This window comes from Kribbella sp. NPDC049227 (assembly GCF_043197265.1).
Lineage (GTDB): Bacteria > Actinomycetota > Actinomycetes > Propionibacteriales > Kribbellaceae > Kribbella.
This window is the reverse complement of record NZ_JBICST010000010.1, coordinates 140,863-154,615: the sequence shown is the minus strand read 5'-3', so window position 1 is coordinate 154,615 and position 13,753 is coordinate 140,863. Positions and strand designations below refer to the sequence as shown.

Below are 13,753 nucleotides of genomic sequence, written 5' to 3'. Positions count from 1 at the left end.
TCGCTCCACGTTATCCTTCGGGGCGTGACGGGCGACCTGCGGCTGGACCTGCTGGGCCCACTGCACGGCTGGTCGGGAGACCGTCGGCTTGACCTCGGGCCGATCCGGCAGCAGGCACTGCTCGCCGTTCTCGCACTGCGGCCGAACCAGGTGATCACCCCGGACGAGTTGGTCGACCTCGTCTGGGGTGACGCCCCGCCGTCGACCGGCAGACAGATCGTGCCGCCGTACATCTACCGGCTGCGCAAGTTGCTGCCGGAAGGTGTGCTGATCCGCACCCGGGACGGCTACAGCCTGCGGATCGCACCGGATGCGGTGGACCTGAGTCGATTCGAGGCTCTGGTCAGCAGCCTGATCTACACGTACGCCTTCCTCAGTACGGCGTACACGCGGCGGGGGCAGTGGGCGGAGGCGCTGGAGGTCGGCCGGAAGTCGCTGGCACTGGCGTTGGAGAGCGATTCGCGGCAGTCCGAGCAGAACGCGCATCTCCGGCTCGCGGAAACCTTGCTGGCCAAGGGCGATCCGGGGCAGGCGCGTCCGCATTTCACGCGGGCGCTCGAGCTCGCTCTCGACGACGGGCAGGAATCGGTCATCACGCGCGCCGCCGACGGCCTGGCCCGGACCCGCGCGGCAGCGTGAGTGGGTTGGTTCCTGCGCGGTTCGTGGTTGGCTGGAGCGATGCGGAGAGTTTGTGAGGTGCTGGCCATGGCCGGCGTGCTGGTCGGCGTGGCCGCGTGCACCGATACACCCGCGAAGGTCGCCTCCACACCTACATCTACGCCGACAAACACAGGCCCCAGTCCGTCCGCACAGGCGACACCACCACCGCCTCCTGCTCCACCTGCCAACGGCCAGTTGCCGCGGGGCGGGCGCGTGATCTTCCCGAAGTACCAACTCGTCGGGTACGTCGGCCTCCCCGGCTCACCCGCACTCGGGCCACTGGACAAGGACCTGGAGAAGAAGGCGGCGACGCTGGAGAAGCTCTCCAAGTCGTACGCCGCCGGGCGGACACCGCAGCCGGTGATGGAGCTCATCGCGGTGGTCGCGAAGGGGTCGCCGGGCAAGGACGGGCTGTATCGCGGACGGCTGGCCGACGCGGCGATCGACGAGTACCTGACGGTCGCACGCAAGCACAAGATGCTGTTGCTGCTGGACATCCAGCCGGGCCGGGCGAAGATCCTGCCCGAGGTGAAGCGGCTCGAACGCTGGCTGAAGGAGCCCGACGTCGGGCTGGCGTTCGACCCGGAGTGGGCGGTCGGTCCGGGTCAGGTCCCCGGCCGCGTCTTCGGTCATACGACCGGCGCCGAGCTCGACAGCATCGCGTCGTACCTGTCGGGTCTGGTCCGCGCGAACGACCTGCCGGAGAAGGTGTTCGTCTTCCACCAGCTCTCCACCCGCATCGTCAGCAACGAGAAGGCGCTGACGAAACACCCCGGCGTCGTCACGATCAAGTCCGTCGACGGCATCGGCGCCCGCATCGACAAACTCGAGACCTGGGGCAAGCTGACGGCCACCCTTCCACCGTCTGTGCACGCCGGCTTCAAACTCTTCTACACCGAAGACGCCCGGCACGGTCCGCTGATGACGCCACCTCAGGTCCTCGCCCTCAAACCCCACCCGGAGTTCGTGGTCCACGAGTAGGGCTAGATCTTGCGGCCCGTGCTGAAGCGATGGCGGCCGGAGAGATCCAGTTGGTCGCGGACCTCGGCGAAGGACCCGGTGGCGGTGAACACGGCCGGAGCCGATTCTCCTTGTACGTCGGCGTGTTCGCAGGCGAACCAACCACCTGGTTTGAGCAGGCGGGCCGCGGTGGTCGCGACGACCTTGATCTCGTCGAGGCCGTCGTCGCCGGACCACAGGGCCAATGCCGGGTCGTGGTCGCGGACCTCGGCGGTGACGGACTCCCAGGCGGTCAACGGGATGTACGGCGGGTTCGCGATCACCGCGTCCACCTGGCCGTCGTACTCCGGGAGACATCCGTCGATGTCGCCCTCATGGAGGGTCGCACCGGTACCGGCCAGGTTGCGGCGGGCCCAGACGCAAGCCTCGGGCGACAGTTCGACCGCGTGGACCGTGCTGTCGGGACGTTCGGTTGCGACCGCACCCGCGATCGCGCCGGAGCCGGTGCACAGGTCGACAACGAGCGGCTCAGGTACATCGGCCAGCCGATCGAGGATCCAGCCGACCATCACCTCGGTCTCCGGCCTCGGCACGAAGACACCAGGCCCGACCGCCAGCTCCCGATAGCGGAAGGCCGCCGTACCGGTCAGGTGCTGGAGAGGTTCGCGCTGCGCGCGGCGGGCGATCAGCTCGTCGTACCGGCGTACCTGGTCCTCGGTCGGCTCGCCCAGATTGAGCCGGCTGGTGCCGGTGACGAAGGCGAGCAGTTCCGCGGCGTCGAAGTCAGGTGAGGCGACGCCCGCGTCGCGCAACCGGGCCGCGGCATCCGCGACCAGGGTCTTGGTGCTCACTGGGATTCGACGGCCTCGAGGCGGGCTGCGAGGTCGGCCTCGGTCAGCGCCTGGATCACCGGTGCCAGGTCGCCGCCGAGGACCTGGTCGAGGTTGTGCGCCTTGTAGCCGACGCGGTGGTCGGAGAAGCGGTTCTCCGGGAAGTTGTAGGTGCGGATCCGCTCGGACCGGTCGACGGTCCGGATCTGCGAACGGCGGGCGTCGGACGCCTCCTGGTCGGCGGCCTCCTGCGCGGCGGCGAGGAGCCTGGCCCGCAGCACACGCATCGCCTGCTCACGGTTCTGCAGCTGGGACTTCTCGTTCTGCATCGACACCACGATGCCGGTCGGCAGGTGGGTGATCCGGACGGCCGAGTCGGTCGTGTTCACGCTCTGCCCACCCGGACCGGACGATCGGAACACGTCGATGCGCAGATCGTTCTGGTCGATCTCGACGTCGACGTCCTCCGCCTCCGGCAGCACCAGGACACCGGCCGCGGAGGTGTGGATCCGGCCCTGTGACTCGGTCACCGGCACCCGCTGGACCCGGTGCACGCCGCCCTCGAACTTCAGCTTCGCGTACGGCGCCTCACCCGGCTCCGGAGTGCCCTTGGCCTTGACGGCGACGGTGATCGACTTGAAGCCACCGAGGTCGGACTCCGCGGAATCCAGAACCTCGGTCTTCCAGTGCTGCGACTCGGCGTACTTCAGGTACATCTTCAGCAGGTCGCCGGCGAACAGGGCCGACTCGTCGCCGCCCTCACCGGCCTTGATCTCGAGGATCGCGTCCTTGTCGTCGCTCGGGTCCCGCGGCACCAGCAGCACCTGCAGGCGCTCGGCCAACTCTTCGCGACGGGCGGTCAGCTTCGCCGCCTCCTCCGCGAAGGCCGGGTCCTCGGCCGCCAGTTCCTTGGCCGCGCCGATGTCGTCCGCGGTCTGCAGCCATTCGTCGTACGTGCGGACCACCGGCGCCAGCGCGGCGTACCGCTTGCCGACCCGGCGGGCGTTGGCCTGGTCGGAGTGCAGCGCCGGATCCGACATCTGCCGCTCCAGCTCGGCGTACTCGGCCTTGAGCGTCTGAACCGCCTCGAACATCGTGCACTCCTCCCTTCGGAACCTACCGCTGACATGACAAACCGCGCGCCGGTCGGCGAGCCCAGGAGGCTCGCGGACCGGCGCGCGGTGAGGTCGCTACTTCTTGGCGTACCGCTTCTCGAAGCGGGCCACCCGGCCACCGGTGTCGAGAATCTTCTGCTTGCCGGTGTAGAAGGGGTGGCACTGCGAACACACGTCGGCGTGGATCACGCCGTTCTCCGCGGTCGAGCGCGTGGTGAACGTGGCGCCACAGGTGCAGGTCACCGTGGTGTCCACATACGTCGGGTGGATGTCGCTCTTCAAAGGATCTCCTAGGTTCAGGTGCCCCGGGTCGCCCGCGGATGCGGACGTGAACCGGAACCGACAGACCAGTTTGCCACCCGCGGGCGGCAAACTGGTAATCGACTTTTCTCAGTTCCCGTCGTCGGTGCTGCGGGCGCCGCCGGCCGACGGGGTCGTCTTGTTGACCTGGAGCAGGAACTCGATGTTCGACTTGCTCTCCTTGAGCTTGCCGATCAGGAGCTCCAGGGCGGCCTGGCCGTCGAGCGCGGACAGCACCCGGCGGAGCTTCCAGACCACGCTGGTCTCGTCCTTGCTCATCAGCAGTTCCTCGCGGCGGGTACCGGAGGCGACCACGTCGATGGCCGGGAAGATGCGCCGGTCGGCGAACTCGCGGCGCAGCCGCAGCTCCATGTTGCCGGTGCCCTTGAACTCCTCGAAGATCACCTCGTCCATCTTCGAGCCGGTCTCGATCAGCGCGGTCGCGAGGATGGTCAGCGAGCCGCCGTCCTCGATGTTGCGGGCCGCACCGAAGAACCGCTTCGGCGGGTACAGCGCGGACGAGTCCACACCACCGGACAGGATCCGGCCGCTGGCCGGCGCCGCGATGTTGTACGCCCGCCCGAGCCGGGTGATCGAGTCGAGCAGTACGACGACGTCGTGGCCGAGCTCGACCAGCCGCTTGGCCCGCTCGATCGCCAGCTCCGCGACCGTGGTGTGGTCGTCGGCCGGACGGTCGAACGTCGACGCGATGACCTCGCCCTTGACGGTGCGCTGCATGTCGGTGACCTCTTCGGGCCGCTCGTCCACCAGCACCACCATCAGGTGCACTTCGGGGTTGTTCGTGGTGATCGCGTTCGCCAGCGCCTGCAGCACCATCGTCTTACCGGCCTTCGGCGGCGAGACGATCAGGCCGCGCTGGCCCTTGCCGATCGGGCTGACGATGTCGACGATCCGGGTGGTGAGCACACCGGGCTCGGTCTCCAGCCGGAGCCGCTCGGTCGCGTACAGCGGGGTCAGCTTGTTGAAGTCCTGCCGCTGCTTGGCGATCTCCGGGTCCGCACCGTTGACGGTGTCGATCCGGACCAGCGGGTTGAACTTCTCCTTGCGCTCACCCTCCTGCGGCTGCTTCACCGCACCGGTGATCGCGTCACCCTTGCGCAGGCCGTAGCGCTTCACCATCGACAGCGCGACGTACACGTCGTTCGGGCCGGGCAGGTAGCCGCTGGTCCGGACGAAGGCGTAATTGTCGAGGACGTCGAGGATGCCGGCGGCCGGGACGAGGACGTCGTCCTCGCTGATCGTCGGCTCCGGGTCGAACCGCTCGCCGCGGCCCCGGTTGCGGCTGGTGTCGCGACCGCCCTGGTTCTCCCGGGTGCGGTCCCGGTCGCGGCCGCGGCGGCGCCGGCGACGGCCCTCGCCCTCCTCGCCGCGGTCGTTCTGGTCCTGCCGGTTCCGCTGGTTGTCCCGCTGGTTGTCGCGGTCCTGGCCACCCCGGGTCTGGTTGTCCCGGTTGCGGTCGCGGTTGCCGTCACGGTTCTGGTTGTCCCGATCACGGTTCGCGTCACGGTTCGCGTCGCGGTTCCCGTCCCGGTTGCTGTCCCGGTTCCGGTCGCGGTTGCGGTCACCGTCGCGGTTGTCACGGGTGCGGCTCTCACCGCCCTGCTCGGCCTTCGGCTCGGCCGTCTTCGGCTCGGCCGCTTCGACCGGAGTGGAGCCGTTCTGCGCGGCGCTGTCCTGCGCCGGAGCCTGCGCGGCCGGCGCCTCGACGGCGACCGGCGCTGCCGTGGCGTGGTCGGCACCGGACGGGCCGGCACCGTTCTGGCCGACGGTCTTCTCGGCCGCGGCGCGGGTCCGGCGACTGCCACCCTCGCGCTTCTCGGCCCGCCCGGCCCGAGCGGCCGGGGCGTCGGCCGCGGGCGCCTCGGCGGCACCCTCGTCCAGGGTCGGCTGGCTCGACTTCGGGCGCGAACCGCCCGTGGAGCCACCGGCCTGGGCGGCCTTGATCGCCTCGATCAGCTGGCCCTTGCGCAGCGCGCCGGTGCCCTTGATGCCCAGCGTCCCGGCGAGCTGCTTGAGCTCGGGGAGCAGCATGCCCTCGAGGCCGCCTCCGGCCTTCCGGCGACGCGTGGCGGTGGTGGCCGCGGCGTCAGTGCCCGGGGCCGGTGACGTACCGGCTCCGCTGGAGGCTTCAACAGTTTCTGTCACGTGAGGTCCTTCCCACACGGATGGACGATGTCCCTGAAAGGCTCATCGCCCGGAATCATCACCCACGACCGACGAAACGGCGACGTGGGTATCAAGAGGCTCTCGCTCGATCTGAGTCCCTCCGGACGTTTCCGGCGCAGGCGGCGCAAGATCAGTCCGCTGGAGGGTCGCCACACAACACAGGGTGCCGGGAGCACAGCCCGGATCGTGGCGAGAGTTCACCGATCACCTGGAGGGGATCGGGTGAGTCGAGACTAGCACCACTGCGGGTCGTTCTGCTGACTCGAGGGGTACAACGCGTGTCAATTGCCGATCATTCCCCCCGCGGCTCCGGCACGCTATCCGGACTCCATCGACCAGACCTGTACGCCGACTGGATCAATGGCCAGGTCGTACCGCGTCCAGCCGTCCGGGGCATCCGGCGTACCGCGGAAGAATGCGGGCTGACCTGCGGCTTTACCTGCCGGCGCAGAGGTTTCATCTGGGCGGCCCAGTACGGCGACCGTCGGGCCGGCACCGCTGACGATCGCGGCCAGTCCGCTCCCCCGCAACTTGTGCACCAGCGCCAGGCTCTCCGGCATCGCGGGCTCGCGGTACTCCTGATGCAGCCGATCCTCGGTCGCGATCAGCAACAACTCCGGCCGCGTGGTCATCGCGGCGACCAGCAATGCCGCTTTCCCCGCATTCGCGGACGCATCACTGTGGGAAACAACGCCAGGCAACAATCCGCGCGCCTCCTTTGTCAGCACGCGATTGTCGGGTACGTAGGCCACCGCGGCGAGGCCGTCCACAGGGTCCAATCTGATCGCCCGTCCGGTGTCCCCTTCGGTCCACGCGATCGTGAATCCACCCAGTGCGGCCGCGGCCACATTGTCCGGATGCCCTTCGATCTCGTTCGCCAGTACGACGATCCGATCGCGATCCACCGGTACGCCGGCCAGCCCGTACGCCGCCGCGAGTCCGCCGACGATCGCGGCCGACGACGACCCGAGCCCGCGGCCGTGCGGGATCCGGTTCTCACACCGCACCGTGAATCCGGGCACCGGCACACCCAACGCGTCCAGGCCGGCACGGATCGAACGAACCACCAGGTGCGACTCGTCCAGCGGCACCTCGCCCTCGCCGGATCCGGTCACCTCGACGGTCACCCCGGATCCACCGGGCGTGACGACCAGGTCGTCGTACAGGGTCAAGGCCAGGCCGAAGGCGTCGAAGCCCGGGCCGAGGTTGGCGCTGGTCGCGGGCACCCGGACCCGGACCTGGTCCGGCATCAGGCGAGGCCGGCGACGCGGGCGACGGCGTCGGTGTCGGCGGGTGTGACCGGGGACTCGTCCACCTTCGCGTGCTCGAGCGCCGTGTCGATGTCCTTCAGGCCGTGGCCTGTGACAGTGATCACGACGGTCGAGCCACCGTCCAGCCATCCGTTCGCCCTCGCGTGCAGCAAGCCGGCGACACCGGCCGCCGACGCCGGCTCGACGAACACGCCCTCGCGGGCGGCGAGCTCACGTTGCGCGGTCAGGATCTGCTCGTCGGTGACCATCTCGATGCGGCCGCCGGACTCGTCCCGGGCGGCCTCGGCCAGCGTCCAGGACGCCGGGTTCCCGACCCGGATCGCGGTCGCTGCGGTGTCCGGTTTCTCGACGATCGCGCCGCGCACGATCGGGGCCGCACCCTCGGCCTGGAAACCCCACATCTGCGGGGTCCGCGAGGTCAGCTTGTCCTTGGCGTACTCCTGGTAGCCCTTCCAGTAGGCCGCGATGTTGCCCGCGTTGCCGACCGGGAGCAGGTGCAGGTCGGGTGCGTCGCCGAGCGCGTCGCACACCTCGAAGGCCGCGGTCTTCTGGCCCTCCAGGCGGACCGGGTTCACCGAGTTCACCAGCGCGACCGGGTAGTGCTTGCCGAGCTCGCGGACGATCCGCAGGCAGTCGTCGAAGCCGCCGTCGATGGTCACCAGCCGGGCACCGTGGACGATGGCCTGCGCCAGTTTGCCCTTCGCGATCCGGCCGGCCGGGATCAGCACCAGCGGGACCAGCCCGGCTCGGACGGCGTACGCCGCGGCCGACGCCGACGTGTTGCCGGTCGACGCGCACACCACGGCCTTGTCACCGGCCTGCGCGGCGAGCGAGATCGCGACCGTCATGCCGCGGTCCTTGAACGAGCCGGTCGGGTTGTTGCCCTCGACCTTGAGCCAGACCTCGCACCCGGTCTGCTCGCTCAGCCACTGCGCGGCCACCAGCGGCGTCCCGCCCTCGCCGAGCGTGACCACGGGAGTGTCCGCCGAAACGGGCAACCGGTCCCGGTACTCCTCGATCACGCCTTGCCATTGATGAGGCCGCTGCTGAGCCATTCCCTTATCCGCCTTCCACCCGCATCACACTGCTGACTTCACGAACGATGTCCATGTCGCGCAGGGTCTCCACGGTTGCGGACAATGCGGCGTCGGTCGCGGTGTGGGTGACCACCACCAACTGCGCGTCACTCCCCCGGCCCTCCTGGCGGACGGTCTGGATCGACACGTCGTGCTCAGCGAAGGCATGGGCCACCGCCGCCAGCACACCGGCCTTGTCGGCCACGTCCAGCGACACGTGATAGCGGGTCACCGCGTCACCCATCGGCCGCACGGCCCGCTGGGTGTACGACGACTCGCCGACCCCCGGCACACCCTTGAGCCGGTTGCGCGCGGCGGACACGAGATCCCCGAGGACTGCACTGGCCGTCGGGGCGCCGCCGGCACCACGACCATAGAACATCAACTGCCCGGCTGCCTTGGATTCCACGAAGACGGCGTTGTACGCGTCCCGGACGGAGGCGAGCGGGTGGTTCGCCGGGATCATCGCCGGGTACACCCGGGCGCTGACCGAGTCGGTCGTCTCGTCCAGCTCACAGATCGCCAGCGACTTCACCACACAGCCCATCTCGCGGGCCGAGGCGATGTCCGTCGCGGTCACGTCGGTGATGCCCTCGCGGTGCACGTCGGCGATGGAAACCCTGGTGTGGAAGGCCAAACTCGCCAGCAGCGCCGCCTTCGCGGCCGCGTCGAAGCCCTCGATGTCCGCGGTCGGATCGGCCTCGGCGTACCCAAGCGCCTGGGCCTCTTCCAGCGCCTCGTCGAACCCGGCGCCGGTGCTGTCCATCTTGTCCAGGATGTAGTTCGTGGTGCCGTTGACGATGCCCATCACCCGGGTCACGTCGTCACCGGCGAGCGACTCGCGCAGCGGCCGCAGGATCGGGATCGCCCCGGCCACAGCGGCTTCGAAGTACAGGTCGCGCTGGTACTTCTCCGCGGCCGCGAACAACGTCGGGCCGTCCTCCGCCAGCAGTGCCTTGTTCGCCGTGACCACGGACGCGCCGTGCTCGAGCGCGGACAGGATCAGCCCGCGGGCCGGCTCCAGCCCGCCGATCACCTCGATCACCAGGTCCAGGTCGCCGCGCGACACCAAGGCCTGCGCGTCGGTGGTGACCAGGGACGGGTCGACGGCGATGTCCCGCTCGCGACCGGCCCGGCGGACCGCGATGCCGGCGATCTCCAGCCGGGCGCCCACCCGGGCGGCGAGGTGATCAGCCTGCTCGGTCAGGATCCGCACGACCTCCGTGCCGACCACGCCACAACCGAGCAGGCCCACCTTCAAGGGTTTCTCGTTCACGCGTCCGCCCCCATGTCGAGTGCCAGCAGGTCGTCTTCGGTCTCTCGGCGTACGACGACCCGGGTGTGACCGTCCTTCACCGCGATCACCGGTGGCCGCGGTACGTGGTTGTAGTTGCTCGCCATCGACCGGCAGTACGCACCCGTCCCCGGTACGGCGATCAGGTCGCCCGGCCGCACGTCCGACGGGAGGAACTCGTCCTTCACCACGATGTCACCGGCCTCACAGTGCTTGCCGACCACGCGGGCCAGCGACGGCTCGCTGTCGGAGTACCGGTTGGCGAGCGTGCAGGAGTAGTCGGCGTCGTACAACGCGGCGCGGATGTTGTCGCTCATGCCGCCGTCGACCGAGATGTAGGACCGGGAGGCGCCGTAGTCGAGCTCGACCTCCTTGACCGTGCCGACCGAGTAGACCGTGCACATGGCCGGGCCGACGATCGCGCGGCCGGGCTCGATCGAGACCTTCGGCACCTCGACCTCGAAGGCGCGGCACTCGTGCTCGACGATCTTGCCCAGCTCGGTGGCCAGCTGCGCCGGATCGGACGGGTCGTCCTGGGTGGTGTAGGCGATACCGAAACCTCCACCGAGGTCGAGGTCCGGCATGTCCACGCCGAGCTCGTCGGAAACCCTTGCGTGCAAGGCGATCACGCGCTTCGCGGCGACCTCGAAGCCGGACGAGTCGAAGATCTGCGAGCCGATGTGCGAGTGCAGGCCGAGCAGCTCCAGCTCCGGCGCTTCGTTGACCCGGGCAACGGCTTCGAAGGCGGCACCGGAGGTGATCGAGAAGCCGAACTTCTGGTCCTCGTGCGCGGTCGCGATGTACTCGTGGGTGTGCGCCTCGACGCCCGCGGTGACCCGGATCATCACCGGCGCGGTCGTGTTCCGCTCCCGGGCCAGCGCGATCAGCCGGGTGATCTCGTGCTGCGAGTCGACGATGATCCGGCCGACACCGGCGTCCAGCGCGCGGCTCAGCTCCCGCTCGGACTTGTTGTTGCCGTGGAACCCGAGCCGCTTCGGATCGGCGCCGGCCCGGAGCGCGACGGCCAGCTCACCCCCGCTGCAGACATCGAGGTTCAGGCCTTCCTCCATCACCCAGCGGACGATCGTCGTACTGAGGAAGGCCTTGCCGGCGTAGTAGACGTCGAAATCCTTGAAGGCATGCTTGAACGCGCGGGCGCGGGCGCGGAAGTCGTCCTCGTCCAGCACGAACGCCGGGCTGCCGTGCTCGGCGACCAGGTCGCGGAGGTCGACACCGCCGACCACGAGCGAACCCTCGCCGGACTTCTTCGCCGTGGACGACCACAGTTGCGGGACCAGGTCGTTGACGTCGCGCGGGGTGCTCAGCCAGGCGGGCCCGCGGTGCCCGGCCTGCGCGTGCAGAGCCCCGGCCTCGTGCGCCCTCACATCCGCTCCGGTGCGGAGACGCCGAGCAGGTCCAGCCCGTTGGCGACCACGGTTCTGGTCGCGCCGACCAGGGTCAGGCGAGCCTTGTGCACCGGCTCCACCTCCTCGTCGCCGCGCGGGAGCACGCGGCAGCTGTCGTAGAACTTGTGGAACGCGGACGCGGTGTCCTCCAGGTAGCGCGCGACCCGGTGCGGCTCGCGCAGCTCCGCAGCGGTCGCGACGATCCGCGGGAACTCGGCCAGCGCGCGGAGCAGGTCACCCTCGCGCTCGTGGCTCAGCAGGCCCGGCTCGAACTCGTCCAGCTTGATGCCGAGCTCGTCGGCGTTGCGCAGGATCGAGGCGAGGCGGGCGTGCGCGTACTGCACGTAGTACACCGGGTTCTCGCTGACCTGGCGGGTCATCTCCTCGATGTCCAGCGTCAGCGGCGAGTCGACCGGGTAGCGGCACAGCGTGTACCGCAGCGGGTCGACGCCGCCCTCCTCGACCAGCTCGGCCAGCGTGACGATGGTGCCGGCCCGCTTGGACAGCCGCATCTCCTCGCCGCCCTTGAGGATCTTCACCAGCTGGCCGATCAGGATCTCGATGTTGTGCTCGGGGTCGTCGCCGGCGCAGGCCGCGATCGCCTTCAGCCGGTTCACGTACCCGTGGTGGTCGGCGCCGAGCAGGTAGATGCAGACGTCGAAGCCGCGCTCGCGCTTGTTCACGTAGTACGCCGCGTCGGAGGCGAAGTACGTCGGTTCGCCGTTCGAGCGGATCAGGACGCGATCCTTGTCGTCGGTGAAGTCCGTGGTCCGCATCCACAGCGCGTCGTCGGCGTCGTACAGGTGGCCCTGCTCGCGGAGCTTCTCGATCGCGTGGCCGACACCGTCCTGCTCGTGCAGGCTGCGCTCGGAGAACCAGACGTCGAACTTGGTCCGGAAGTGCTCGAGCTGGGCCTGCTGCTCCTTCAGCTGACGCTCGTACCCCGCCTCTCGGAAGGCGATCAGCTGCTCGTCGGCGGGGAGCTCGGTGATGCCTGGGACCTCGGCGACGATCTGCTTGGCCAGGTCCAGGATGTATTCGCCGTGGTAGCCGTCCTCGGGGATCGGCTCGCCCTGGGCCGCGGCCTGCAGGCTGGCACCGAACTTGTCCATCTGGGCGCCGCGGTCGTTGATGTAGAACTCGCGGCTGACCTTCGCGCCGGCCGCGGTCAGCACCCGGGCCAGGGCGTCGCCGACGGCGGCCCAGCGGGTATGGCCGAGGTGCAGCGGGCCGGTCGGGTTGGCCGAGATGAACTCCAGGTTCACCGTCTGGCCGTGCAGGCTGTCGGAACCGCCGTACGCCGGGCCTGCGTCCAGGATCGCCTGCGCGATCTTGCCCTGGGCGTCGGCCGCGACCCGGATGTTGATGAAGCCCGGACCGGCGATCTCCACCGCGGTGATCGCGTCGTCGTCCTGCAGCTTGCCGGCCAGCAGCTCCGCGAACTGGCGCGGATTCAGCCCGGCGCGCTTGCCCAGCTGCATGGCGACGTTGGTGGCGTAGTCCCCGTGCTCGGGGTTCTTGGGCCGCTCGACCTTCAGCTCGCGCGGCAGCCCGCCCTCGACGGTGATGGTCCCGTCGTCGGCGAGCGCGGCCAGGGCCTGGAGGATCTTCGCAGCGAGCTGTTCCGGAGTCACCGCCTCAGCCTAATGGCCCCGCCCCGAAACCCTTGACTCACCATCCACAGCCCGGTACACGCCGCCGCGAGGCCCCGACGATCACGCCCGTCCGGTCCCGGGCTCGAACGGCTACGCGATGTGCTCGCGTCAGTGGGTGGCGGTGATCTGGAACTGGGTGTTCGGGGTCAGCTCGGCGTCCCACGCGACGGGTTTGCCGTTGGCGGTGACCGTGAGGGTGGTGCAGGCGTCCGCCAGGCACTTGCCGTCGTACTTCACGCCCCAGAGGGTGAAGAACTGCTGGAGAGTGGGGCGCTCGGCGGTCGTCTTCGCCTCGACGTACACCAGACCGTCCGCGGTGTGCGTGTGTACGGCGGCCTGCTCGGCGCGGACCCGGTCGACGCCGACCCCGGCCGGCACCTGCACCGCCTTGCCGTCGACCGAGACCGCGATCTTCACCGTGTACGGCGACGGACCGGAGAAATCGAGCGGGAGACGTTCGAACCCCGCCCGGTCGATGTACGACACCCCGTCACGCGGCGCGTCCCACGGCGGCGGACCGGTCCGGATCTCGGCCGGACCGGGCGGCGCGGGACCGACCTGGCAGCCGCCGGCCACACTCGTCACGACGAGCAGGGCGGCCGCCGTCGCACCCGCCCGGCGCCACCTGCCTGCTCTCATGACGAGCCAGGTTGCCATGGGGCACCGGGGGTGCGGTTCGCCGGGGTCAGTACTCCGACGGCATCAGGATCCAGAGCACCAGATAGATCAGGACCTGCGGGCCCGGGAGCAGACAACTGACCACGAAGATCAGCCGCATCGTGTTGGCCGAGATACCGAACCTGCGGGCCAGTCCGGCGCAGACACCGCCGATCCAGCGACCGCTCGACGGGCGAACCAGTGTGCTAGCCATGAGTTCAGGTTTCCTTTCCACAGATGGACTTACCACCACTATGACTCCGAATCCGCCCGAGTCGATCCCTCCACACCGGCGATCCAGGGTCCGCTCAGGGTGCCCCGGGCACCCAGCTCGGTGACCCA

Annotated in this window: 13 protein-coding genes; 2 read left to right on the top strand and 11 right to left on the bottom strand. The window is 69.5% G+C overall.

Features of this window, described 5'->3' with window-relative positions; genetic code table 11:
- Nucleotides 1-24 precede the first annotated feature (24 nt).
- Together ACGFH6_RS40145 and ACGFH6_RS40140 are read left to right on the top strand one after the other, a co-directional pair.
- Nucleotides 25-639 (top strand): tetratricopeptide repeat protein, encoded by a 615-nt coding sequence (locus ACGFH6_RS40145; RefSeq protein ID WP_393395529.1) that lies wholly within the window; start codon nt 25-27, stop codon nt 637-639.
- Between the two features lie 234 nt (nt 640-873).
- The gene (locus ACGFH6_RS40140) at nt 874-1,641 is read left to right on the top strand and encodes a hypothetical protein (RefSeq protein ID WP_393395526.1); all 768 of its coding nucleotides are present in this window, start codon (nt 874-876) and stop codon (nt 1,639-1,641) included.
- A 2-nt stretch (nt 1,642-1,643) separates the two neighbouring features.
- Here ACGFH6_RS40140 and prmC read toward each other — a convergent pair whose 3' ends face one another.
- From prmC to ACGFH6_RS40085, 11 genes are all read right to left on the bottom strand, one after another.
- The gene (gene prmC / locus ACGFH6_RS40135) at nt 1,644-2,471 is read right to left on the bottom strand and encodes a peptide chain release factor N(5)-glutamine methyltransferase (protein ID WP_393395524.1); all 828 of its coding nucleotides are present in this window, start codon (nt 2,469-2,471) and stop codon (nt 1,644-1,646) included.
- A complete protein-coding gene (prfA, locus tag ACGFH6_RS40130) occupies nt 2,468-3,544 on the bottom strand; it encodes a peptide chain release factor 1 (protein WP_393395522.1) in 1,077 nt (358 codons plus the stop codon). The genes prmC and prfA overlap by 4 nt, the downstream gene beginning before the upstream one ends.
- A gap of 96 nt (nt 3,545-3,640) precedes the next feature.
- Entirely contained in the window at nt 3,641-3,847 is a 207-nt protein-coding gene (gene rpmE, locus ACGFH6_RS40125; RefSeq protein ID WP_130387310.1) for a 50S ribosomal protein L31, read from the bottom strand.
- A 108-nt stretch (nt 3,848-3,955) separates the two neighbouring features.
- Nucleotides 3,956-6,031: a transcription termination factor Rho gene (rho, locus tag ACGFH6_RS40120; RefSeq protein ID WP_393395519.1), complete on the bottom strand. Its 2,076-nt coding sequence runs from the start codon at nt 6,029-6,031 to the stop codon at nt 3,956-3,958.
- A 338-nt stretch (nt 6,032-6,369) separates the two neighbouring features.
- Entirely contained in the window at nt 6,370-7,302 is a 933-nt protein-coding gene (thrB, locus tag ACGFH6_RS40115; protein WP_393395516.1) for a homoserine kinase, read from the bottom strand.
- Nucleotides 7,302-8,378: a threonine synthase gene (gene thrC / locus ACGFH6_RS40110; protein ID WP_393395513.1), complete on the bottom strand. Its 1,077-nt coding sequence runs from the start codon at nt 8,376-8,378 to the stop codon at nt 7,302-7,304. Before thrC ends, thrB begins: the two co-directional genes overlap by 1 nt.
- A 4-nt stretch (nt 8,379-8,382) precedes the next feature.
- Nucleotides 8,383-9,675, bottom strand: coding sequence for a homoserine dehydrogenase (locus ACGFH6_RS40105; protein WP_360446547.1), 1,293 nt, complete (start codon nt 9,673-9,675; stop codon nt 8,383-8,385).
- Entirely contained in the window at nt 9,672-11,078 is a 1,407-nt protein-coding gene (gene lysA, locus ACGFH6_RS40100) for a diaminopimelate decarboxylase (RefSeq protein WP_393395509.1), read from the bottom strand. Before lysA ends, ACGFH6_RS40105 begins: the two co-directional genes overlap by 4 nt.
- A complete protein-coding gene (gene argS / locus ACGFH6_RS40095) occupies nt 11,075-12,733 on the bottom strand; it encodes an arginine--tRNA ligase (protein WP_393395506.1) in 1,659 nt (552 codons plus the stop codon). The genes lysA and argS overlap by 4 nt, the downstream gene beginning before the upstream one ends.
- Before the next feature lie 129 nt (nt 12,734-12,862).
- A complete protein-coding gene (locus ACGFH6_RS40090) occupies nt 12,863-13,393 on the bottom strand; it encodes a hypothetical protein (protein ID WP_393395503.1) in 531 nt (176 codons plus the stop codon).
- A gap of 46 nt (nt 13,394-13,439) precedes the next feature.
- Nucleotides 13,440-13,625 carry a PspC domain-containing protein gene (locus ACGFH6_RS40085; RefSeq protein ID WP_131356108.1) on the bottom strand — a complete coding sequence of 62 codons (186 nt, stop codon included), beginning with the start codon at nt 13,623-13,625 and terminating at the stop codon, nt 13,440-13,442.
- Nucleotides 13,626-13,753 lie beyond the last annotated feature (128 nt).

Bases quoted from the DNA above. Each gene is read 5' to 3' on its own strand.
- prfA (WP_393395522.1), bottom strand. From the start codon at position 3,544: ATGTTCGAGGCGGTTCAGACGCTCAAGGCCGAGTACGCCGAGCTGGAG.
- thrB (WP_393395516.1), bottom strand. From the start codon at position 7,302: ATGCCGGACCAGGTCCGGGTCCGGGTGCCCGCGACCAGCGCCAACCTC.
- thrC (WP_393395513.1), bottom strand. From the start codon at position 8,378: ATGGCTCAGCAGCGGCCTCATCAATGGCAAGGCGTGATCGAGGAGTAC.
- ACGFH6_RS40090 (WP_393395503.1), bottom strand. From the start codon at position 13,393: ATGAGAGCAGGCAGGTGGCGCCGGGCGGGTGCGACGGCGGCCGCCCTG.
- ACGFH6_RS40085 (WP_131356108.1), bottom strand. From the start codon at position 13,625: ATGGCTAGCACACTGGTTCGCCCGTCGAGCGGTCGCTGGATCGGCGGT.